We start from the raw sequence: 21125 nt of genomic DNA, 5'->3' as shown, positions 1-21125 counted from the left end.
TTCGAAGTTCAGTACACAATTTGTTACATACGTCGGATGATCTGAACTGGGCCATCAAAGGCCAACAAAACAGTTGAGCAATGGGTCCAAACAGTAACCCAAGACTCCGCCCGCTGGACGGCCCCCGCGGATTAATGGTGCTTCGATGAGAATTTGCCCATAGAGCGCTGGGAATACAAGGGGCGGCAATTTAGCTTTAGCGCAACCCCGCCCGAGCAACAACGCACTCCGCATGACGCAAGATGGGCCCGTCGACCATGCGGCCCTCGAAGCTGAAGACTCCGGGCTGCGATTCCGCTGCGGCGAGAAGTGCTCGGGCTGAGGCGATTTGCTCGACCGTGGGCGCATAACTTTCGCGCACGATAGCAACTTGAGAGGGATGAATGCAGGCCGTGGCCGTGAACCCGAGTGCTGCGGCATCCCGAGCCTCAGCAGCCAGACCATCGGTGTCGGCAATGTCGAGATGCACCGCATCAATCACAGCCTTCGAGTAGGCACCAGCCGCCAACAACACAGACGAGCGCGCATGCAATGCGACGCCACGGTAGGGGCCGGAATCTTCGCGCGACGACGAACCACCGAGCGATGCCACCAAATCTTCAGCACCCCACATGAGGGCAACCACGCAATCCAGCGCCGCCAAACTGGTGGCCGCCAGCACACCCCGCGCCGTCTCGCACAGGGCGATCACGTCGAGGTCAGTGAGCGCATCGAAGTCAGCAACCGACTCCGACTTCGAGAGCATCACCGTGCGGTACTCCGTCTGCTCCAACGCCTCGAGGTCACTGTCGTGATCCTCCGTGCCGGCCGGGTTCAGTCGCACGATCGTGCGGGCCGGATCCATCGGGTTAGCGATCAGGGCAGCGCGGGCCGCAGCCTTGTCGACACTGGCGACGGCATCCTCAAGGTCGATGATGATGGCATCCGCGCGCTCCAGCGCCTTGGCATAACGGTCGGGGCGATCGCCCGGAACAAACAGAATCGACGGCCCTAAAGTAAAACTCACGGTGCGCCCTCCTCAGTCCAGACCATCACCGAACGGGTCGCAACAGCCACCACAACACCGTCCTGGTTCTTGGCCGTGTGCCGCAACGAGATGATTCCCTGGCCGGGGCGCGACTTCGAGAGCCGCTTCTCCAGCACCTCAGACTCCGAATACATCGTGTCACCGTGATAGAGCGGATGCGGAAAGTTGACCTCTGTGAAGCCCAAGTTCGCCACAATCGTGCCCTGCGTCAGTTGAGCAACGGATGCCCCCACCATCGTCGAGAGCGTGAACATCGAGTTCACCAGACGCTGCCCGAAAGGCTGCTGCTCCGACCACGCAGCATCCAAGTGCAGCGACTGCGTGTTCATCGTCATCGTCGTGAAGAGAACATTGTCGGCCTCGGTGACGGTGCGGCCGGGCGCGTGCAGATAGACCGCGCCCTGCTCGAACTCGTCGAACCAGAGACCGCGCTGCTGAATACGTTTGCCGGTCATAGGGTTGCGAACCCCAACTCACGAGCAATGACCATCATCTGCACCTCAGTGGTGCCCTCACCCAGCTCCAACACCTTCGAGTCGCGGTAGTGGCGGGCGACCGGGTTCTCGTTCATGAAGCCATAGCCCCCAAAGATTTGGGTGGCATCCCGAGCGTTATCCATGGCCGCCTCGCTGCTGATCATTTTCGCCAAGCTCGCCTCCATCTTGAAAGGAACTCCGGCAACCAGTTTGCGGGCTGCGTCGTACGTTGCCAAGCGTGCCGAGTGAACTCGGGCCTGCATCCGCGCAATCTTGAACGCAATGTGCTGGTTCGAACCGATCGAACGGCCGAAGACGTGACGCTCGTTGGCGTAGCGGATTGACTCCTCGAGGCAACCCTGAGCCGCACCCGTGCAAAGTGCTGAGAACGCGACGCGACCCTCATCCAGAGCCTCAATGAAGTTCGCGAAACCACGGCCACGCTCCCCCATCAGGTTCGCTTCGGGAACGCGCACGTTGTCGAACGACAGCGGATGAGTGTCAGACGTGTGCCAGCCGACCTTGTCGTAGGCCGGGTGCACCGTGAACCCGGGCGTACCGTTCGGAACGAGAATAGCGCTCAGCTCAGGCCGACCATTCTCGCGACGACCCGTAACCGCCGTGACCGTCACCACCTTCGTGATCTCGCTGCCCGAGTTAGTGATGAACTGCTTCGTACCGTTGATGACCCATTCGCCATCGACGAGCTCGGCAGTGGTCTTGGTTCCCGCGGCATCGGAGCCCGCATCCGCTTCAGTCAGACCGAAACCAGCGAGAGCTTCACCGCGCGCGAGCATCGGAACCCACTGCTGCTTCTGCTCTTCGCTACCGTGCTTGAAGATCGGCATGGCGCCAAGACCGATGCCGGCCTCGAGCGTCACGGCGATCGACTGGTCAACGCGAGCAAGCTGCTCAATCGCGATGCACAGTGATACGTAGTCTTTGCCCTGCCCGCCGAATTCCTTGGGGAACGGCAGACCGAAGAGCCCCATCTCACCCATTTGAGCGATGATGCCGTAGGGTAGTTCACGCTTCGTGTCGTACTCATACGCTGCCGGAGCAACAACCTTGTCAGCGAAGTCGCGCACGTCAGCGCTCAACTTCAGCTGCTCATCGGTGAGGCCGAGGTGGGTGATTTCGCCGCGGGTAGCGTCGTGACTCATGAGGTTTCTCCTTCAGTGCTCGCTTGTGGCGATTCGATTCGGGCAACGATCTGATCGCGTGTGACCAGATCGCCAGGCTTCAAGCTGATGTCGACAACCCCATCGAGGGTTGCGACAACGGGGTGTTCCATCTTCATGGCTTCAATCGTGAGCACCGTCTGACCGGCGGTCACCGAGTCTCCGTGCGCGACGGCGACCGCAACAACGGTGCCGGGCATGGGCGAACGCAGTTCGGGATCGATGACGCCGGCTACCCGCGCGAGCGTCGCGCGGTGGGCCGCGAGTGACTCGGCGCGGGACTGCGCAGTGAGAGCCCAGGAAGTGCCCTCCTGCGCGATCCACACCGTGGCATCAACCGTTTCGATTGTGAGGCGGATGCTCTGCGTGCCCCACTCGATGCCGGTGCTTGTCAGGCGAGCCGGGGTGGTGGTGCCGTCGATGGTGACTTCCGCTGCGTCGGGCGGGCCGGCAACCAAAACCTCGTGCACCTGCCCCGCACTCGCGAGACGGTAGCGGGCCGGGCGATGCTGACCCACGCGCCAACCGCTGGGGCGTTGCCAGGGTGAGCCCGGCATCCAGCGCTCGGAATGGATGCTCAGGGCTGCGGCCGCGAGCACCGCCCGGGTGGGGGCAGCGAACTCGATCTCGGCCAGAGCTCGTTCGATGAGGCCGGTGTCGAGATCTCCGGCTTTTACGTCATCGCGGTTGAGCAGGGCACGCAGGAACTCGATGTTGGTGGTGACGCCCAGGATGACAGTGTCGGCGAGGGCACGGTCAAGGGCTCGGAGGGCTTCGGCGCGGGTGGCGCCGTGGGCGATGACCTTGGCGAGCATCGGGTCGTAGTTGGCCGAGACTGTGCCGCCTTGGATGAGCGAGCTGTCGACGCGGACGCTGGTCGCGGCTGTGCCGGCTGTGGCTGGGGCGGCGCTGCTTGTGCCGGCGCTGGCCGCTCTGCCGTCGGCAGCTTCGTGCAGGTGCACGATCTGACCGGCGGAGGGCAAGAAGTCGTTGGCGGGGTCTTCGGAGTAGATGCGCGCCTCGACCGCGTGACCGGTGAGCGTTGGCGTCTCCACCGTGAGCTTCTCGCCGGCGGCAATGCGCACTTGCCACTCCACGAGGTCGATGCCCGTGACCATTTCGGTGACCGGATGCTCCACTTGCAGTCGCGTGTTCATCTCCATGAAGAAGAACTCGTCGGGGGCATTGTCGGAGACGAGGAACTCGACGGTTCCCGCGCCGACGTAGCTCACGCTGCGCGCGACTTCACAGGCGGCTTCGCCGATGCGCTGCCGCGTTGCCTCGTCGAGCAGCGGCGACGGGGCTTCTTCGATGATCTTCTGGTGGCGGCGCTGCAGCGAACATTCGCGCTCGCCCAAATGAATTGTCGTGCCGTGGCTATCGGCCAGCACCTGCACCTCAATGTGCCGGGGCTTCTCCACGAGGCGCTCAAGAAAGAGGGTGTCATCGCCGAACGCAGCACTGGCCACGCGGCGAGCAGAGTCGAGCGCGCCCGCAACGGCATCGGCTTCACGAACGATCGTCATGCCCTTGCCACCACCACCGGCCGACGGCTTGATCAGCAGCGGGAACCCGACCTCGGCCGCAGCGGCCACCAGATCGTCGTTGGTCATGCCCGGCTCAGCGATGCCGGGGATCACGGCGACACCACGCTCGGTCACGTGCTTCTTCGACGCAATCTTGTCGCCCATGATCTCAAGCGCTTCGACGCCGGGGCCGATGAACGTGATTCCGGCGGCGGCACAGGCCTCGGCCAAGGACGCGTTTTCGGAGAGGAAGCCATAGCCCGGGTGGATCGCGTCAGCATTCATACCCGAAACGGCATGCGCGGCAGCAACGATCGATTCGACCGAGAGGTAACTGTCGATCAGCACCGCGGCATCCGCGACTCGAACGTGCTTCGCGTCACGATCGTGTTCGGTGTACACCGCGATCGAGCGGATGCCCATGGAGTGCAGGGTGCGCGTGATGCGACAGGAAATTTCGCCACGATTGGCGACCAGAACAGCAGAGAACATCGCCATCACATCCGGAAGAGGCCGAAGCCCGGGTCTGGCAGCGGGGTAGCCGCGGCGATATCGAGGGCCATGCCGAGCACGTCTCTCGTGTCTTTGGGGTCAATGATTCCGTCATCCCACAGGCGGGCTGTCGAATAGTACGGGCTGCCCTGGCGTTCATACTGCTCGCGGATGGGCTTCTCGAACTCGGCCTTGTCGTCGTCGGTGAAGGCGTCTTCGCCGAGTTGATCGCGGCGCACCGTCGAGAGCACGGCAGCAGCCTGCGGGCCGCCCATGACCGAGATGCGGGCGTTGGGCCACATCCACAAGAAACGTGGCGAATAGGAGCGACCGCACATCGAGTAGTTGCCGGCCCCGAACGAGCCACCGATCACGACCGTGAACTTGGGAACGCGCGTGGTGGCGACCGCCGTCACCATCTTGGCGCCGTTCTTGGCGATGCCGCCGGCTTCATATTCCTTGCCGACCATGAAGCCAGAAATGTTCTGCAGGAACAGCAGCGGGATGCCGCGCTGGTCGCACAGTTCGATGAAGTGGGCGCCCTTGAGCGCCGACTCGCTGAACAGCACCCCGGCATTGGCGACGATGCCGATCGGATGCCCGTGCAGCGTCGCAAACCCGGTGATGAGGGTCGTGCCGTATTCCTTCTTGAACTCGTGGAACTCACTGCCGTCGACGAGCCGCGCAATGACTTCGCGCACTTCGTAGGGGCTCTGCACGTCGGTCGGCACGACGCCATAGAGCTCGTCGGGGTTCGCGGCGGGCGGCCGCGAGGCGACGACATCCCACGCGGGAGCGGCAGGCTTGGGGATCGTCTTGATGATGTCCCGCACAATTTCGAGCGCATGGCGGTCGTCGTCAGCGAGGTGATCGGTGACGCCGGAGGTGCGCGCGTGCACGTCTCCCCCGCCGAGCTCTTCGGCCGTGACAATCTCGCCGATGGCGGCCTTCACGAGTGGCGGGCCGCCCAAGAAGATCGTGCCCTGATTGCGCACGATGATCGTTTCGTCGCTCATCGCCGGCACATACGCTCCACCCGCGGTGCACGATCCCATGACCGAGGCGATCTGCGGGATGCCGGCCGCGGAGAGCCGAGCCTGGTTGTAGAAGATGCGCCCGAAGTGGTCGCGGTCGGGAAAGACCTCGTCCTGCATTGGCAAGAAAGCGCCGCCCGAGTCGACCAGGTAGACGCACGGCAGCTTGTTCTCGAACGCAATCTCTTGCGCCCGCAAGTGCTTCTTGACGGTGAGCGGAAAGTAGGTGCCGCCCTTGACCGTCGCGTCGTTGGAGATCACGAGCACGGGGCGAGAGTGGATGAGGCCGATGCCGGCAATCACGCCAGCGCCGGGAGCCTGGTCGTCGTAGATTCCATTCGCGGCGAGCGGGGCGATCTCGATGAAGGGGCTGCCCTCGTCAAGCAGTTCATCGACGCGGTCGCGCGGCAGCAGCTTGCCGCGGGAGACGTGGCGTTCGCGAGATTTCTCAGAGCCGCCGAGAGCCGTCGTCGCGAGTCGCTCGCGCAATTGCTCGACAAGGCCGCGCATTGACTCTTCGTTGGCCACAAACGTCGGGTGGGACGGTTGAGCGGCCGAGGAAATCTTCTCCATCGAACACCTTCGTTCAGCGCAGCTTGTGGCCACTTGGGTTAGTCATTACTAACTCAATTTAGGTTAGCGAGCATTAACCGAACTGTCTAGACTCAGAACATGAACGAGACGCCAACTCCGCGAAGCCAAGCAAAGGCCGACCGCCGCGAGGCCCTCCTCGACGCCGCCGCCAGCCTCTTCGCCGAGCGCGGCTTCACGCGCGTCTCGCTCGAAGAACTCGGTGCTGCCGCCGGCGTGAGCGGCCCCGCCGTCTACCGCCACTTCGACGGTAAACAAGACGTGCTCGCCGCGATACTCGTGGATGCCAGCTCCAGCCTGTGCGCCGGAGCCCAGACCGTGATCGAACACGCCCCCACAGCACGCGCCGCGCTCGAAAACCTTGTTCAGTTTCATGTTGAATTTGCGCTCCGCAATGCCAACGTCATCCGCGTGCAAGATCGCGACCTCGACAGCCTCACCGACGACGACCGCCACGAGGTTCGCGCCCTGCAGCGCAGCTATGTCGAGCAGTGGGTTGCCACACTCGCCCGCCTGCATCCGGATGCCGCAACCACCGAGCTGCGCACGCGTGCCCACGCCACGTTCGGGCTCATCAACTCCACTCCCCACAGCGGGCGCGCGGGCGCGACGCGCGACGTGCTCGAGCGGATGGCGTTGGCCGCCCTCGACGCATAGCCGCGCGCTCAACGCCTAATCACTCGCTCGCCGCCAGCCGCCGGCATCCCGCGGCCGAACTCAACGCCGCGCATAGCCGCCTCATTGGGTTACATCAGCACTTCCCCACGGGGCGTGCAGCGCCAGCACAGGGCCTTGATAGACCCGGCCCGCAGTGTTGCCTTCACACCCCGGAGATTCCGGAAATGACGAAAAGGATCAACCATGAAGAAGACACTGATTGCAGGAGCGGCCGGAGTAGTTTTGGCCTCCTGCGTCGGACTTGCAGTGGCCCTGCCCGCTCAGGCCGAGACGCTCACAACCGCCACCTCCAGCTCAAGCGCCTCTGAATCGGGCACTTCCGCCACCGGCGACCGCACTCCCCGTGGTCACGGCCACGGAGGCGCCGGACTTGATGCTGCAACCCTCGCCACCGCACTCGGACTCACCGAAACCGAAGTCTCCGACGCGGTGACCGCAGTGCGCGACGCAACCGAACCATCCGAAACAACCCTCGATAAAGACGCGACCGCCGATGAAAAGATGGCCGCCAAGGATGCCCGCCAGGCTGCGTTCGTGACGGCTCTCGCTGCCGAACTCAACGTTGACGAAGACACGGTAACCACCGCACTTGCTGACCTTCGAACTGACCGCGAAGCCACCAGAGAAGCTTCTGGTGACGAACGTGTCGGCGCTGGCAAGGGCGAAGGAACGCCGGGCGCCCGCGCAGGCCACGGCGATCGCGGCGACGTCGCAGATCGACCCAACCGTGATGGTGACGCTGAGGCCGTCGAAGAAGCGCCTACCGACGACTAACCACCACCCAGCACCTCCCCCGAGGACGAAGGGCCTGCGACCGATCGGTCGCAGGCCCTTTCGTGTGCGCTCCAGGTCGCTGTGCGGCAGTGGGCGAGGCGGCCCGTGCGGCGCCCAGTGATGCATCCCGTGTGGCATCGAATCACTGAGACTGCGAAACTGTGGGCCACGCGCGTTAACCAACCGAAGGATGAAACGCATGGGCGACTCCCCTCCCGCTACTGACAGCAGCACGAGCAACGGCGACAGCACCTCCCACCCGCTTGTCGTGCGGATCGGGCGCGAAGAACTGGTTATTCGCCAACGCTACGAAGTCATCAGCATCGTCAACGACATCCTGATCGGCCTGCTCTTTCTCGTGGGCAGCATCTTCTTCTTCACGCCCGAGCTCACGCACGCGGGAACCTGGCTCTTCGTGCTGGGTAGTGTCGAAATGCTGATTCGCCCGATCATCCGTTTCTCGCGACGAGTTCACCTCGGCCGCTACTCGTCGCAGTCAGCGACAGACCCCGCCAGCAGCCGCGACTTTTAGCGGCCACTCACCCGGCGCGCGCTCACCGAAGACTCCCTCAAACGTCATGGCAAGCTCACAGCGTCCCCATTAGAGAGTGATAGCTGCCGCGCGTATTTCTTGACGTATGCGAAAGAAACCTCTTCGAAAACGGCACATCGTCATCGGCTCCGTGCTGGTGCTCGTGCTCGGTCTGGGCAGCACCGCTGCGTGGGCTCTCGATCGATTTGTCATTGAGCACGTCGAGATTTCGGATGTTGCCCAGTACGAAGCCGACAACAGCACCACCACCACGAGTACCGAGCCGACGGCCGCAGCGACGACCGAGCCCGTTCTTACCGACACCAGCTATACCTCCGACGACGCCAACGTCACAATCTCCACGGTCGTCTCTGGCAGCGGAGCCGACACCGTCACCTACTACGTCGCGGATGTCGAACTCACCGATGCGACCGCCCTGCGGTCGGCCTTTGCCCAGAACAGCTTCGGCGAGAACATCATCGACCTCACCTCGTCCATCGCCGCTGAACACGATGCGATTTTCGCCATCAATGGCGACTACTACGGCTTTCGAGACACTGGCATCGTCATCCGCAACGGTGTCACCTACCGCGACGAACCGGCCCGCGATGGGCTCGCGTTCTATCTCGACGGCAGCGTCGAGGTCTATGACGAAACCACTACCTCTGCCGACGAGTTGATCGCCGACGGCGTCTGGAACACGCTCTCTTTCGGGCCCGAAATTGTCGAAGACGGCGATGTCGTTGCCGGTATCGAGAACGTCGAGATCGACACCAACTTTGGCAATCACTCCATCCAGGGCGAACAGCCGCGCACCGCGGTCGGCGTGATCGACGATAACCACCTCGTGTTCGTGGTCGTCGATGGCCGCGACCCCGGTTACAGCGCCGGCGTGACCCTGCCCGAGCTTGCCGAGATCATGCAGAGCCTGGGGGCCACGACCGCCTACAACCTCGATGGCGGCGGCTCTTCGACCATGTACTTCAACGGCACCGTCGTCAACCAACCGTCCAACGGCGGAGAACGCGAAACCTCAGACATCCTCTACGTGGGAGCCGCATCATGATCATCCTCATCCCCTCATTTGAACCGGATGGCCGGCTCCTGCAGCTCGTGGGCGATCTGCGCGCGACTGCCCCTCTGCTCCGCGTCGTCGTGGTGGATGACGGCAGCGGCCCGGCCTATGCCGACCTGTTCGCTGCCGTGCAGCACGCCGGCGCCGACGTGATCGGCTACGACGACAACCGCGGCAAGGGTCACGCCCTCAAGTTCGGCTTCCGCTCCATCCGCAAGAATCACCCGGGCGAAGGCGTTGTGTGCGCCGACAGCGACGGCCAACACACAGTGGGCGACATCCTGCGCGTGGTTGCCCAACTGCAGGCATCCGACGGCGCGATGGTGCTCGGCGGCCGCGCCTTCGCGGGCGACGTTCCCACCCGCAGCCGCTTCGGCAACGCGGTCTCGCGGTCCGCTTTCAAGTTCGCCACCGGTGTTGCCGTGCGCGACACTCAGACCGGGCTGCGCGGCTACCCCGCCACCATGCTCGACTGGCTACTCGGCGTGAAGGGCGAACGGTTCGAGTACGAACTGAATGCATTGCTCGGGTCGCGCTCGGCCGGCATCCGGATTGAAGAAATCGAGATTGAGACGGTCTACTTGCAGCACAATGCCTCTTCGCACTTTCGACCAATCGTTGATTCGGTGAAAGTCTTCGCGCCACTGCTGCGCTACATTTCCTCGTCGCTGGCGGCCTTCCTGATCGACGCGATCGGCCTCTTCATCCTCTTTGCCCTCACCCAGTCGCTGCTCGTGTCAGTGGTCGGCGCACGGCTCGTGAGCGCCTCCGTGAACTTCCTCATCAACCGCCACCTCGTGTTCAACGCCAGCAATCGCGAACATGTGGCGCGGGATGCCCTGCGCTACGTCATTCTCGCGCTCGCGCTCGTCGCCTCAAGCTACGTGTGGCTCTCGGTGCTCGTCGACTGGGGCGTTCCGCTCGTCATCGCCAAGGTCTTCTCCGATGTGACGCTCTACATCATCAGCTTCCAGGTGCAGCGACGCTTCGTTTTCAAGCCAGGAGCGACACTAGGATCACCGGTGCAGTCGGAGACTGACGCAGCGCTCGGTGCTGATCGACCAGCCCTGCGTACCGCGGCTAGGAGCCACGGTACTAGCGTGCAACTATGAGTGACGCTCCCAAGAAAACGGCACAAGTGCGCACCGTCGTGGTCGCCTTCGTTGCCAACCTTCTCGTAGCAATTGCAAAATCGATCGCAGCATTGATCACCGGTTCGGCTTCGATGCTCGCCGAATCCGCACACTCGTGGGCCGACGCCGGCAATGAGATCTTTCTCCTCATTGCCGAACGCCGCTCGGTAAAACCCGCCGACGCGAGCCATCCACTCGGATTCGGGCGTGAGGCCTACGTCTGGTCACTCTTCGCGGCCGTCGGTTTGTTCACCGCGGGCGCTGTCGTCTCGGTGCAGCACGGAATCTCCGAGCTGATCGACCCCGAACCCGCCAGTGACTTCGGCATCGCCTACCTCGTGCTCGGGATCGCCGCTGTGCTCGAAGGCGTATCCTTCGTGCAGTCGATGGTCCAAGCCAAAAAGGGAGCCGCGCGCTTCGGCCGCCGCACCCTCGAATATGCCCTCAACAGTTCCAACACCACCCTTCGTGCGGTGCTGGCCGAAGATGCTGCCGCCCTGATCGGCCTCACCATCGCCTTCTTCGGCATCCTTCTGCACCAGCTCACGGGCAATTCAGTGTGGGATGCCGTTGGTTCTCTTGCGATCGGCCTCCTTCTCGGTGTGGTGGCGGTCGTTCTCATCAACCGCAATCGTCGGTTTCTCGTCGGTCAAACGCCGGGCGATGCTGCGCGCGCTGTAGCGGGGCGGGCTCTCGCCGAGCATCCCGAAATCAGTCGCGTCACCTACCTGCACCTCGAGTTTGTTGGCCCGTCACAACTGTTCGTCGTGGCCGCCATCGACCTGGAGGGCAACCACCGCGAAGAAGAAGTCGCACGTCAACTGCGTGAGCTCGAACGCTCGATCGAAGGTAATGATCTGATCAAGAAGGCCGTGCTGACGTTGTCTGTCAGCGACGAGCCGTCGATCAGCTTCGACTAGCTACGAAGCGCTACGAAGCGCTAGGACGAGGCGCGGTCTGAAGACAGGCCGCCCAAACGCCGCAATACGGCGTTCAAGAGCGTGCCCGCGGCATCCGGAATCACATGGTGGTTGAGGTAAATACCCTCAAGCCACGGCAACACTTCTTCGGCAGCAAGACCGATGACGTTCCAGTCAATACCGGGCACAGCTTTGGAGCGCGGCTCGCCCGTGCGCGGATCGGTCCACGCTTGAGCAATCGGTCGGTCGGGCTCGGAATCCCCTGCACCCCAGAGCAGCGCAATCGGATGATTCTCGCCCTCGATGTGGTCGTGCGTCACGGTGCCGGCACCGAGCCACGGGAGCGTCAAGAGCTCTCCCTCGACCTCGATCTCGAGCAGATCGAGCTGCACCGGCTCTTCGACCTCGCAAATGTAGAGGTCGAGCCCGGCATCATGCCACGCCGCGGCCTGGGTGATGTCGTCGAGCAGCTTCGGCAGCAGCGCGTGAAAGGCACTGGCAAGCTGCGTTGCCCACTGCAGGAGCACGCGGGTGTCGTTAGCCGACCACGGGCTCGAGCCGCGATGCTCACCAGCCGGAGTGTGGAAATGGTGATTACTGCCCGCACTCGTTGTTTCGAAGTGCAGTTGCCCATCGGCATACTCGACGTAGAGATCGCTCACCTGAGCTTCGTCATCCCAGTCGCCGAAGAGCTCGGGAGCTTTCAGTGCTGGCGGGAGGTCGAGCGCCGGGGAGCGCTGCGTTCCGAGGTTGAGCACTGCCCGCAGACGCGTGTTGGGCATGCGCAGGCTGAGATCGGTCATTCGGTTGTCGTTGCTTCCGCTGGAGCATCCGCGCTCGATGCCGTTGCCTCTTCGGGCTTGGCGGCGATTCCCATGATGGAAATGATGACGATCATGATCGCACCGCCCACGAGGGCAATGTCGGCGATGTTGCCGATGAAGTAGCCGTTGTAGTTAATAAAATCGACGACGTGACCGCGCGCAAAACCGGGGTCACGGAACAGGCGATCACCAAGGTGAGTGATCGCACCACCGAGGAGCATGCCGAGCGCGATGGCCCAGGCGCGCGACTGAACCGTCCACGCGTACCACGTGATCGCGACGACGGCGAGCGCCGCAATAATCGTGAGCACCCAGGTGTATTCCTCGGCGAGAGAGAATGCGGCGCCGGGGTTGTAGACGAGTTGGAACGACAGCAGATCACCAATGATGGGGATGTTGATGCCGCCGCCGAGGTTGGTTTCAGCCCACCACTTGCTGAGCTGGTCTGCCGCGATCACGAATGCCGCGAGCGCAAAGACACCCACCAGCAAACGGCGCGGTGCGCGTGAAGGAGTGGTGGCCGCAGCAGGGTCGAGATTCTCGGTCATAAGACCATTCTTACCTGTTGCGGCCACCGCTGCTTTCACACCATCGTCAAAACGGTGCCGGGGTCGTTCAGAATCGAACCGACATCGGTCAAGAAACGGGCGCCCTGCTCACCGTCGACAAGCCGGTGATCGAACGACAGGCTCAACGTCATGACGTCGCGGAGGGCAATGTCGCCGTGGTGTTCCCACGGCATCCTGCGAACAGCACCCATCGCCAGAATCGCGGCTTCTCCCGGGTTCAGGATGGGGGTGCCCGCGTCAATACCGAAGACGCCCACGTTGGTGATCGAAATAGTTCCACCATTGAGCGAGGCCGGAGTTGCTTTGCTCGCTCGCGCATTGCGCGCCAAGTCGCCGATCGCGTCGGTGAGTTCGGCGAGGCTCATGGCATCCGCATCCTTGAGGTTCGGCACCATCAGGCCCCGGGGCGTCGCGACAGCGATACCCAAGTTGATGTAACCGAACTCAACAATCTCGTTCGCCTCGGCATCCCACCGCGAATTGAGCGACGGATGACGCGCCACACCGATGCACAGCGCCTTCGCAACGACGGAGAGAACGGATGCTGCGGTGCCCTTCGCCTTCAGCTTCGCTACCAGCTCCACCGTGCGCGTGACATCGATCGTCAAGAACTCGGTGACATGGGGTGCCGTGAACGCACTCGCCACCATCGCGGCCGCGGTTGCCTTACGCACCGACTTGATCGGGGTGCGGGTTTCGCGCGGACGAGTGCCCGCGAAGGCTCTCGCCGCCTGCGGTGCCGGTGATCCCGCCGCACTCTCCTCGCTGGTCGCCGCTGGGGCGGACGATTGCTCGGCCGCACTCAGCACGTCATCACGAGTGATGATGCCTTCGGGGCCCGTGCCGGTCAGCTGCGTCAGGTCGACGCCGCGATCGGCCGCGAGCTTGCGCACCGGTGGAGTCGTCTTGGTGCGGGCGTCAGCGGGAGTAACTGCAGGCTCAGGCGCCGTCTGTGGCGCGGTCTCGGGTGCAGGCACTGGCGCGGCCACTGGCGCGGGTTCTGCAACAGTCGCAGCCGAAGGGGCTTCCGCTGCCGCTGCGGATGCCGCACGCACGGCGCGAGGCTTGCGCGTAGGGCGCTTGCCGCTCTCAACGGCGGGACCGTACCCGACGAGTACGGCGTTGCGCTCAGGGGCAACCTCAGCGGCCGGGGCCTGTCCTGCGCTATCCGCTTTCGCGCTCTCTGTGCCAGCGCCAGTTCCAGCACCAGCACCAGCGCCAGCGCCAGCAGAGGCACCACCGCCAGCCGGAGTGCCAGCGGCGTCAGAGGCGGCGTCTGGGCCACCATCCAACTCGAACGTAACGATACGCGTACCCACTTGCACGGTTGAACCGGGCTCAGCGTGCAGGGCCGAAATCTTGCCGGCGACTGGCGAAGGCAGGGAGACAATCGCCTTGGCGGTCTCCACCTCAGCAATGGGCTGGTTGAGCGTCACAAGGTCGCCGACAGCAACATGCCATTCAACGATCTCAGACTCGGTCAAACCCTCACCCAAATCGGGCAGAGCAAACTCTTTAACAGCCATTACGCGCTCCAACCGGTGAGTGAATTCACGCGACCCAGCGCACGGTCAACACCGTCAAGGATGCGGTCAAGGTCAGGCAAGAAGTGGTCCTCCAACTTTGCGGCCGGGTACGGCACATCGAAGCCCGTGATGCGCACAGGAGCCGCCTCCAAGAAGTAGAAACAGCGATCGGTGAGCGTTGCGGCTATCTCGGCACCGAGGCCGCCAGATTCCGAGGCCTCGTGGGTAATCACGAGCCGCCCTGTCTTGCGCACGCTCGCCTCAACAGTGTCGAAGTCGACCGGAGAGAGCGAGCGAAGATCAACCACCTCGATAGAAACGCCGTCATCGGCGGCGGCGACTGCGGCATCCAGAGCGGTGGCGACGAGGGGGCCATAGGTCACGAGCGTGACGTCGGTTCCCTCGGTCACGACACGCGCTTTGCCCATGGGCAGAGCGGTGGCGTCTTCGTCGACCTCGCCCTTGGTCCAGTAGCGACGTTTGGGCTCAAAGAACAGCACCGGGTCATCGCTCGCGATTGCTTCGCGCAACATGCTGTGGGCATCCTGCGGCGTCGAACACGTGACCACGCGCAGTCCAGCGGTGTGGGCGAAGTACGCCTCCGGTGACTCCGAGTGGTGCTCGACAGCGCCGATACCTCCGCCATACGGCACACGGATCGTCAGCGGCATCCGCACCTTGCCTGCTGTGCGGTAATGCAGCTTCGCGACCTGGGCAACGATCTGGTCGAAGCCCGGATAGATGAAGCCGTCGAACTGGATTTCGCAGACCGGGCGGTAGCCACGGAAGGCGAGGCCCACCGCCATACCGATGATTCCGGCTTCGGCGAGGGGGGTGTCGATCACACGGTCCTTGCCGAAGTCGCGCTGCAAACCGTCGGTCACGCGAAAAACGCCACCGAGAGTACCGATGTCTTCACCAAGCAAGACAACTTTGTCGTCGTCGCTGAGGGCGCGACGCAGGCCAGAGCCGAGAGCTTTCGCAAGAGTGAGTTCAGTCATTTGGCGAATCCCTCGAGGTAGGCCTTGTATTGGCTCTTTTGACGCGTGAGCCCCGAGTGCTCGGTTGCATAGACGTTGTCGAACACGCTGAGCGGTTCGGGGTTCTCCAGCGCCAAGCATCCGGCGCGGAATTCGGCCGCCACTGCATCTGCTCGAGCCTGGATGGATGCCGCCAGTTCGTCGGTCAGCACCCCTTCGCTGCGCAAAAAGGCTTCCACGCGCGCAATGGGATCTTTCGCTTCCCATTCCTTGGCAACAACCGGGTCAACATAGCGGCTCGGGTCATCGGAGGTCGTGTGCGGCCCGCGACGATACGTCACGGCTTCGATAAACGTGGGCCCACCGCCATTGCGCGCCCGGTCAAGGGCACTGCGGGTTGCCGCCATGACGGCCAACACGTCGTTGCCATCGACCCGGATGCTCGGAATCCCGAACCCCGGAGCACGGTCGGCAATCGGCCGCTGAGCCTGAAGCCCCACAGGCTCAGAGATCGCCCACTGGTTGTTTTGGCAGAAGAAAATCACGGGAGCGTTGAAGGAGGCCGCGAACACCATCGCTTCGCTGACATCTCCCTCGCTCGTCGCACCATCGCCGAAGTACGCAACCGAAACGCTGTCAACGCCGTCGAATGTGCAGCCAACGGCATAGCCGGTGGCGTGCAACGTCTGGGCACCGATGATGACGGCCGGCGTTGCCATTCCGACTTCGAAAGGATCCCAACCAGAGGCTGCTGTGCCGCGCCAGACCCGCACTAGGTCAGGCAGCTGCACTCCGCGGCAGTACGCCACCGCATTCTCGCGATAGCTGGAGAAGACAAAGTCGTCGGGGCGCAGAGTGCGGGCAGAGCCGACCTGAGCGGCTTCCTGCCCGAGAAGTGGTGGCCAAAGGCCAAGTTCGCCCTGACGCTGCAGAGCGGTTGCTTCCGTATCGATACGGCGCACGATGATGAGGTCTTCATAGAGACTTGCGAGCTGATCACCGGTGACGTCTGACACCCAAGGGTCATAGAGTTCGTCGCTTAACCGTTTTCCGTCTGGGTCAAGAAGTTGAACAAACTCAGGAGTTTGCTTCTTCGCTCCAGACATCTGGGCTTTCACGGGCACGGTGGTACTCATCGTTTCTCCGATCCGCCAGCGCGCCTGCTGATGTGCTGCGCTCTAGCGATCCTCACAACCGCGATTGGTAAATCGCAGGTTGATCCGAGCCTCGTCGCTCGGAGTTAATCTGACGGTACCTACCCCGTGGGCGGGGCACAAGGTTCCACGCCAAAGTTGCCCCAGATTGTGAGGATGACCGGCATACTGTCAGCGCAGGGGTCACCAATGTCGGCGGCACCGAGTGTCGAAGGAGTCACGGATGCCGCAGTCCCCCGAATTGGACGCGATCGTTGTCGGCGGAGGCCTCGCCGGATTGGTCGCGGCGGCTGAATTACTCGCGGCGGGCAAGCGCATCGCGCTCGTCGAGCAGGAGCCAGAGGCGAGTCTTGGCGGCCAAGCGTGGTGGTCGTTCGGCGGGATGTTCCTCATTGATTCGCCGGAACAGCGACGGCTGGGCATCAAAGACTCTCTCGAGCTCGCTACGCAGGACTGGTTCGGCACTGCCGGTTTTGATCGAGACGAAGACGAGTGGCCGCGCCGCTGGGCGGAGGCCTATCTTCAGTTTGCTGCCGGCGAGAAGCGCGAGTGGCTCCGCGAGCGCGGGGTGAAGTTTTTCCCCGTTGTTGGCTGGGCCGAACGCGGCGGGAATACCGCCCTGGGCCCCGGCAATTCGGTTCCGCGGTTTCACATCACGTGGGGCACCGGCCCCGCGGTGATCGAGCCGTTTGTTGCGGCTCTCCGCAGCGGCATCGAGAAGGGGCTCGCCACCCTTCACGTGCGCCACCGTGTCGATGAACTGATTACCGAGAACCGTGCCGTCGTGGGCGTCCGTGGAGCAACACTGGCCCCGGATGACGCGGTGCGTGGTGCGGCAAGCAACCGAACCGTAGTCGGTGATTTCGAACTCCGTGCTCCCGCCACGATCGTGACCTCGGGTGGAATCGGCGGCAACCACGATCTCGTGCGCGCCCAGTGGCCCACCAGATTGGGCTCAGCACCCAAGAATTTGCTCAGCGGCGTTCCCGCGCATGTCGACGGCCGGATGCTCGGCATCGCTGAAAGCGCCGGAGCTCGCCTCATCAACGGCGACCGCATGTGGCACTACGTGGAGGGCATCCAGAACTGGGATCCGGTGTGGCCGAAGCACGGCATCCGCATCCTCCCCGGCCCCTCGAGCGTCTGGCTCGATGCCACCGGACACCGCTTGCCCGCTCCCCTGTTTCCCGGCTTCGACACTCTCGGCACGCTTGAGCACATCGTCTCCACCGGCTACGACCACTCCTGGTTCGTGCTCACACAGTCGATCATCGAGAAGGAGTTCGCCCTCTCGGGCAGCGAGCAGAACCCCGACCTCACGGGCAAAAGCATGCGCGAGTTGCTCAAGCAACGGCTCAGCACGGGCGCCACCGGTCCCGTCGAAGCGTTCAAGAAGCACGGCGCTGACTTCGTGGTGGCTGACACTCTCGACGAGCTACTCGACGGCATGCAGAACCTCACCCCCGACATTGCGATCGACGCCGCTCACGTGCGCCGCGAGATTGAAGCTCGGGATCGCGAACTCACCAATAAGTTCACCAAAGACTCCCAAATCACTGCGCTGCGCCAGGCGCGCAACTACGTCGGAGACAAGCTGATTCGGGTGGCCAAGCCCCACCGCATCCTCGATCCAAAAGCGGGACCGCTGATTGCGGTCAAGCTGAATATTCTTACCCGCAAGAGTTTGGGCGGCATCCAGACTGATCTCTCGGCACGAGCGCTCGACGCCGATGGCGCACCCGTTGCCGGCTTGTGGGCGGCCGGAGAAGCCAGCGGTTTCGGAGGCGGAGGGATGCACGGCTATCGCGCGCTCGAGGGCACGTTTCTCGGCGGTTGCCTTTTCAGCGGGCGTGCCGCCGGTCGAAGCGTGGCGGGGCGGAGTGTCGCCACCGAGTAAGTGTCAGATTTGCCTCTCGCCGCCGTTAGAATCGCAGGGTGAACGACGCATCGACTCCCCTTCCTCCTGCCGGCTGGTATCGCGATCCCGCCGGAGGAGCCGCACCCCGTTGGTGGAGTGGAACCGCCTGGGCTGCTGCCAACACGGTGCCCGAAGATGCGACCCCGTTGCCGACTCCTGCTCCTGCCGCTGCAGCGGCAGCGGCAGCAACAGCTACATCCTCGGCGCAATCGGGGGCTTTCCCTGCCGCGACGCCATCAGCAGCGGCGAATTCGGTGCCTCCAATTACGCCCGTTTCTCCTGCCGCAACGACGCCGGCAGCGACAACGACGCCAGCAGCAACGGTTGCTACCCCACCAGTCGTGAACCCGGCCGCCAACTACACCTATGCAGCCCCCAGCGACGTCAGCGATACCGGAACGAACACCTGGCAAATGTGGGTATTCGTGCTCTTGCCGCTGATTTCACTTCCCGGCCTGTTCGCCATCGACCTTGACGCTCTTGTCCCGCGCCCGACCGACACTCCGACCGACGCCCAGCTACGTCTGCTCGTTGACCCCGGCTACCTGTGGATGATGATCTCGGGTTGGCTCATGTTCCTGGTCAACATTCCCTTGGCGATCTTCGACCGACGCGAACTCGATCATCGCGGCATCGACCGCCCCTTCCACTGGGCGTTCATCTTCCTCGGTTGGCTGATCTACGTCATCGGCCGTTGTGTTGTGGTCAAGAAGCGCACCGGTCAAGGACTCGCGCCGATGTGGGCAGCGTTCGGCGTCACGGCCATCATGTTTGCGACAACAGTCGTGTTCATGGGCATGTTGTTCAGCCGGGCAGTAGAAACCCTCTAGCGCGCGACTGACCAGGCGCGGCGCTTCACGAGAATGTGACCGCGCTTAGTCGATAGTCGCGTCCACGCTCCAGATTCATAGACCGATGCCGCCTCATCATCGGCGAGAAAACCCAAGCTAACGGCTGCGAACCCTGCACCCGCGGGCACGTAGTCGGGTTCGTCTAGCGGACGCCCCCATACTTCGGTGCGCACTTTGTGCACAATCGCTTCGCCGGTTCCGGTGGGAATAGCGGCGGCGACTTCTTCAATGCCCGCCCGCGCTGCTTCTTCAAGCACGGCACTCGGAACAGAATCGATCGCGACCCATCCCCCGCGCGGTGGCGTAATCGCGGCCCACGTGACGGTGTTGACGCTCATCGGCAAGTTGACGGCAACAGGCTCAGAAAAGCTAGCGGCAGAAGCCTCGACGGCGCTCTCAATGCGGCCAAGCAGGGAGCGAACCGGAACGACGGCATCGAAATCATCCGTTGATGACAAAGCGAAGGTGCGAAGTCCCAGCACTGTGGGGCTCTGGTCAAGGAGCCCGGCAGGGTGAAGAACGGATACATAGACGGCGAGAACGCCGGCGCCACCGATGAGTCGCACAGAGCCCTCATCGACTCGGGCGGCACGGCCCAAGAAAACCTGCAGATCTCCCAGCGCCAGGGAATCCACCAAAGTAAACGATCCAGTCATAGGCCTCTAAACTACAGGCATGAGCGACCCTATGTCTGGGCTTCTGACTGCCCTCGATCTGACCGACACCGGCGCACGAACAAGCGAAGACATTTTCACTGGTCCCAGCCAGTGGATGCCGCAGGGCCGCGTCTTCGGCGGCCAGGTGTTAGCGCAGGCTCTCGTTGCCGCGCAGCGCACTCTCGCTGAGGACCGCGTCGTGCATTCCATGCACGGATATTTCCTCCGCCCGGGCGACGTGAACCTTCCGATCACGTTCTCTGTTGACCGCATTCACGATGGTCGCTCCTTCTCAACGCGGCGCACTCAGGCGTATCAAGATGGCGTGCCGATCTTGTCGGCAATTGCTTCGTTCCAGGATGACGATGAAGGCCTCGACCACCAGATCGACATGCCCGCAGATCTTCCTGACCCGGAGTCGCTGCCCACGACCGCTGAGTCACTGGCGAGCGTCGATCATCCGGTCGCTCGCTATTGGGCATCTGAGCGCCCCTTCGACATGCGCTACGTCACCTCGCCCATCTTTATGAGCGTTGATGGCGGCAGCGTCGCGCATCAGGCCGTGTGGATCAAATCGGTTGGCCCGATGCCCGACGACATGAACCTGCACCGGGCAGCGCTGGCGTACGCGAGCGACTACTCAATTCTGGAATCAATCATGCGACGCCACGACCTCGCCTGGGTCACACCCGGAATCAAGGTGGCGAGTCTTGACCACGCCATGTGGTGGCATCGCGAAGCTCGAGTGGATGAGTGGCTCCTCTATGTGCAGGAGTCTCCGACTGCCATTGGTGGCCGTGGCCTTTCGCTCGGTCGAATCTACGATCGCTCTGGCCGTTTAATCGCGAGCGTTGCGCAAGAGGGAATGGTGCGCCCTCCTCGCTAGAAGGCCCCGATTCGTCAAATTGGACGGCTCTTTTAGTTCCGATAGGTAACAAACAAGTAACAAAGATGACCCCGCTCGATCCCTACTGTGCCGCGGATCGCGCCCGGTCGCCGTCACTGGATGTCCCCAATCTGGTGGACCTGAAACTGCGGAAAAACCCAAAAAACGTTACCGTTGATATCGGCCTTGCTGCCGGTGTGCCCCTTTTTTGGGCCCTGTAGGCAAGGTGCTACGAAATCAGGCCGCGCGCGCCACCCCGTCACCGGGATGTCGCTCGTACGGTTGTTTCGCAGTGGAGTTGCTCCGAAAGCGCTCCCCTATC

Annotated in this window: 20 protein-coding genes; 9 read left to right on the top strand and 11 right to left on the bottom strand. The window is 63.0% G+C overall.

Going from position 1 to position 21125, the window contains the following annotated elements:
• Positions 1–196: 196 nt before the first annotated feature.
• Genes I6E73_RS06570 through I6E73_RS06550 form a run of 5 tightly spaced genes read right to left on the bottom strand, consistent with a single transcriptional unit; the run spans position 197 to position 6309 of the window.
• Complete coding sequence (locus I6E73_RS06570; protein WP_197124019.1) at positions 197–1006, bottom strand: CoA ester lyase; 810 nt, start codon at positions 1004–1006, stop codon at positions 197–199.
• Complete coding sequence (locus tag I6E73_RS06565; protein ID WP_010203097.1) at positions 1003–1482, bottom strand: MaoC family dehydratase; 480 nt, start codon at positions 1480–1482, stop codon at positions 1003–1005. Before I6E73_RS06565 ends, I6E73_RS06570 begins: the two co-directional genes overlap by 4 nt.
• Positions 1479–2666, bottom strand: a complete 1188-nt coding sequence (locus tag I6E73_RS06560) for an acyl-CoA dehydrogenase family protein (RefSeq protein ID WP_197124017.1) — start codon at positions 2664–2666, stop codon at positions 1479–1481. The genes I6E73_RS06565 and I6E73_RS06560 overlap by 4 nt, the downstream gene beginning before the upstream one ends.
• Complete coding sequence (locus I6E73_RS06555; protein ID WP_307784243.1) at positions 2663–4702, bottom strand: biotin carboxylase N-terminal domain-containing protein; 2040 nt, start codon at positions 4700–4702, stop codon at positions 2663–2665. The genes I6E73_RS06560 and I6E73_RS06555 overlap by 4 nt, the downstream gene beginning before the upstream one ends.
• A gap of 5 nt (positions 4703–4707) precedes the next feature.
• Complete coding sequence (locus I6E73_RS06550; protein ID WP_197124013.1) at positions 4708–6309, bottom strand: carboxyl transferase domain-containing protein; 1602 nt, start codon at positions 6307–6309, stop codon at positions 4708–4710.
• A gap of 99 nt (positions 6310–6408) precedes the next feature.
• Here I6E73_RS06550 and I6E73_RS06545 point away from each other — a divergent pair, with 99 nt between their 5' ends.
• From I6E73_RS06545 to I6E73_RS06520, 6 genes are all read left to right on the top strand, one after another.
• Positions 6409–6984, top strand: coding sequence for a TetR/AcrR family transcriptional regulator (locus I6E73_RS06545; RefSeq protein ID WP_129071718.1), 576 nt, complete (start codon positions 6409–6411; stop codon positions 6982–6984).
• 204 nt (positions 6985–7188) lie between these two features.
• Positions 7189–7779, top strand: a complete 591-nt coding sequence (locus I6E73_RS06540; RefSeq protein WP_197124011.1) for a hypothetical protein — start codon at positions 7189–7191, stop codon at positions 7777–7779.
• Between the two features lie 199 nt (positions 7780–7978).
• Entirely contained in the window at positions 7979–8311 is a 333-nt protein-coding gene (locus tag I6E73_RS06535) for a YrhK family protein (RefSeq protein ID WP_197124009.1), read from the top strand.
• 106 nt (positions 8312–8417) lie between these two features.
• On the top strand, positions 8418–9377 hold the full coding sequence (locus I6E73_RS06530) for a phosphodiester glycosidase family protein (RefSeq protein WP_197124007.1): 960 nt from the start codon (positions 8418–8420) through the stop codon (positions 9375–9377).
• Positions 9374–10498: a bifunctional glycosyltransferase family 2/GtrA family protein gene (locus I6E73_RS06525; RefSeq protein ID WP_197124005.1), complete on the top strand. Its 1125-nt coding sequence runs from the start codon at positions 9374–9376 to the stop codon at positions 10496–10498. Before I6E73_RS06530 ends, I6E73_RS06525 begins: the two co-directional genes overlap by 4 nt.
• Positions 10495–11439: a cation diffusion facilitator family transporter gene (locus I6E73_RS06520; RefSeq protein ID WP_197105970.1), complete on the top strand. Its 945-nt coding sequence runs from the start codon at positions 10495–10497 to the stop codon at positions 11437–11439. The genes I6E73_RS06525 and I6E73_RS06520 overlap by 4 nt, the downstream gene beginning before the upstream one ends.
• A gap of 20 nt (positions 11440–11459) precedes the next feature.
• On the opposite strand, the gene I6E73_RS06515 is transcribed toward I6E73_RS06520, so the two are convergent.
• From I6E73_RS06515 to pdhA, 5 genes are read right to left on the bottom strand one after another with little or no spacing between them, the layout of a single operon-like run.
• Positions 11460–12242, bottom strand: a complete 783-nt coding sequence (locus I6E73_RS06515) for a hypothetical protein (RefSeq protein WP_197124003.1) — start codon at positions 12240–12242, stop codon at positions 11460–11462.
• Entirely contained in the window at positions 12239–12811 is a 573-nt protein-coding gene (locus tag I6E73_RS06510; RefSeq protein WP_231599672.1) for a signal peptidase II, read from the bottom strand. The genes I6E73_RS06515 and I6E73_RS06510 overlap by 4 nt, the downstream gene beginning before the upstream one ends.
• 35 nt (positions 12812–12846) lie before the next feature.
• Positions 12847–14358, bottom strand: coding sequence for a dihydrolipoamide acetyltransferase family protein (locus I6E73_RS06505; RefSeq protein WP_197124001.1), 1512 nt, complete (start codon positions 14356–14358; stop codon positions 12847–12849).
• The gene (locus I6E73_RS06500; protein ID WP_197123999.1) at positions 14358–15359 is read right to left on the bottom strand and encodes an alpha-ketoacid dehydrogenase subunit beta; all 1002 of its coding nucleotides are present in this window, start codon (positions 15357–15359) and stop codon (positions 14358–14360) included. Before I6E73_RS06500 ends, I6E73_RS06505 begins: the two co-directional genes overlap by 1 nt.
• Positions 15356–16474 (bottom strand): pyruvate dehydrogenase (acetyl-transferring) E1 component subunit alpha, encoded by a 1119-nt coding sequence (pdhA, locus tag I6E73_RS06495; RefSeq protein ID WP_197123997.1) that lies wholly within the window; start codon positions 16472–16474, stop codon positions 15356–15358. Before pdhA ends, I6E73_RS06500 begins: the two co-directional genes overlap by 4 nt.
• Before the next feature lie 241 nt (positions 16475–16715).
• Between pdhA and I6E73_RS06490 the strand changes: the two genes are divergently transcribed.
• Complete coding sequence (locus tag I6E73_RS06490) at positions 16716–18389, top strand: FAD-binding dehydrogenase (protein ID WP_197123995.1); 1674 nt, start codon at positions 16716–16718, stop codon at positions 18387–18389.
• Positions 18390–18427: 38 nt separating this feature from the next.
• Positions 18428–19240 (top strand): DUF2510 domain-containing protein, encoded by an 813-nt coding sequence (locus I6E73_RS06485; protein WP_197123993.1) that lies wholly within the window; start codon positions 18428–18430, stop codon positions 19238–19240.
• Here the strand turns inward: I6E73_RS06485 and I6E73_RS06480 are convergent.
• Positions 19237–19917 (bottom strand): hypothetical protein, encoded by a 681-nt coding sequence (locus I6E73_RS06480; RefSeq protein WP_197123991.1) that lies wholly within the window; start codon positions 19915–19917, stop codon positions 19237–19239. The two genes, I6E73_RS06485 and I6E73_RS06480, sit on opposite strands and share 4 nt — an antisense overlap.
• A 31-nt stretch (positions 19918–19948) precedes the next feature.
• Here I6E73_RS06480 and I6E73_RS06475 point away from each other — a divergent pair, with 31 nt between their 5' ends.
• Positions 19949–20803 (top strand): acyl-CoA thioesterase II, encoded by an 855-nt coding sequence (locus tag I6E73_RS06475; RefSeq protein ID WP_197125184.1) that lies wholly within the window; start codon positions 19949–19951, stop codon positions 20801–20803.
• Positions 20804–21125 lie beyond the last annotated feature (322 nt).

The sequence above is a fragment of the Salinibacterium sp. SWN248 genome (assembly GCF_015864575.1).
Classification (GTDB): Bacteria; Actinomycetota; Actinomycetes; order Actinomycetales; family Microbacteriaceae; genus Rhodoglobus.
This window is presented reverse-complemented; position numbering and strand designations above follow the sequence as displayed.

Coding starts and splice junctions, on each gene's coding strand:
- I6E73_RS06565 (WP_010203097.1), bottom strand. CDS start 1,482: ATGACCGGCAAACGTATTCAGCAGCGCGGTCTCTGGTTCGACGAGTTC.
- I6E73_RS06560 (WP_197124017.1), bottom strand. CDS start 2,666: ATGAGTCACGACGCTACCCGCGGCGAAATCACCCACCTCGGCCTCACC.
- I6E73_RS06555 (WP_307784243.1), bottom strand. CDS start 4,702: ATGTTCTCTGCTGTTCTGGTCGCCAATCGTGGCGAAATTTCCTGTCGC.
- I6E73_RS06550 (WP_197124013.1), bottom strand. CDS start 6,309: ATGGAGAAGATTTCCTCGGCCGCTCAACCGTCCCACCCGACGTTTGTG.
- I6E73_RS06545 (WP_129071718.1), top strand. CDS start 6,409: ATGAACGAGACGCCAACTCCGCGAAGCCAAGCAAAGGCCGACCGCCGC.
- I6E73_RS06540 (WP_197124011.1), top strand. CDS start 7,189: ATGAAGAAGACACTGATTGCAGGAGCGGCCGGAGTAGTTTTGGCCTCC.
- I6E73_RS06535 (WP_197124009.1), top strand. CDS start 7,979: ATGGGCGACTCCCCTCCCGCTACTGACAGCAGCACGAGCAACGGCGAC.
- I6E73_RS06530 (WP_197124007.1), top strand. CDS start 8,418: ATGCGAAAGAAACCTCTTCGAAAACGGCACATCGTCATCGGCTCCGTG.
- I6E73_RS06525 (WP_197124005.1), top strand. CDS start 9,374: ATGATCATCCTCATCCCCTCATTTGAACCGGATGGCCGGCTCCTGCAG.
- I6E73_RS06520 (WP_197105970.1), top strand. CDS start 10,495: ATGAGTGACGCTCCCAAGAAAACGGCACAAGTGCGCACCGTCGTGGTC.
- I6E73_RS06515 (WP_197124003.1), bottom strand. CDS start 12,242: ATGACCGATCTCAGCCTGCGCATGCCCAACACGCGTCTGCGGGCAGTG.
- I6E73_RS06510 (WP_231599672.1), bottom strand. CDS start 12,811: ATGACCGAGAATCTCGACCCTGCTGCGGCCACCACTCCTTCACGCGCA.
- I6E73_RS06505 (WP_197124001.1), bottom strand. CDS start 14,358: ATGGCTGTTAAAGAGTTTGCTCTGCCCGATTTGGGTGAGGGTTTGACC.
- I6E73_RS06500 (WP_197123999.1), bottom strand. CDS start 15,359: ATGACTGAACTCACTCTTGCGAAAGCTCTCGGCTCTGGCCTGCGTCGC.
- pdhA (WP_197123997.1), bottom strand. CDS start 16,474: ATGAGTACCACCGTGCCCGTGAAAGCCCAGATGTCTGGAGCGAAGAAG.
- I6E73_RS06490 (WP_197123995.1), top strand. CDS start 16,716: ATGCCGCAGTCCCCCGAATTGGACGCGATCGTTGTCGGCGGAGGCCTC.
- I6E73_RS06480 (WP_197123991.1), bottom strand. CDS start 19,917: ATGACTGGATCGTTTACTTTGGTGGATTCCCTGGCGCTGGGAGATCTG.
- I6E73_RS06475 (WP_197125184.1), top strand. CDS start 19,949: ATGTCTGGGCTTCTGACTGCCCTCGATCTGACCGACACCGGCGCACGA.